Origin of the sequence: Stenotrophomonas sp. SrG (genome assembly GCF_050031795.1) — a bacterium.
Taxonomy (GTDB): domain Bacteria; phylum Pseudomonadota; class Gammaproteobacteria; order Xanthomonadales; family Xanthomonadaceae; genus Stenotrophomonas; species Stenotrophomonas rhizophila_A.
In genome coordinates this window covers 1-243 of sequence record NZ_JBNBBE010000883.1, presented here as the reverse complement: position 1 = coordinate 243, position 243 = coordinate 1, and the positions used below count along the sequence as shown (strand labels likewise).

General features: G+C 65.4%; 1 pseudogene. It reads right to left on the bottom strand.

The window, feature by feature from the left end:
- A pseudogene (locus ACQG3P_RS22035) lies at positions 1-212 on the bottom strand (Cys-tRNA(Pro) deacylase); the annotation flags it as partial.
- Between the last annotated feature and the right edge of the window lie 31 nt (positions 213-243).

Here is a 243-nt window from a genome sequence, read left to right as displayed (position 1 = left end):
TTCAGGTCCAGCGTGCCGCTGACCGGCACGATCGCCACCCGCAGCTCGTGCTTTTCGGTACTGGTCAGCCGGGTCTTGAACACCAGTGCGGGGTCCAGCCCCAGCTGCTCCGCCGCTTCGCCGCCATAGGAGGCGGCGTTGGCAGCATGGTGGTAGGCAAGCACGCGGTGGGCGATACCGTGCTTCTTGAGCCGATTGATGGCCGGGGTCATGGTCATGCAGCTGGCGTGGTCGCTCTACCTT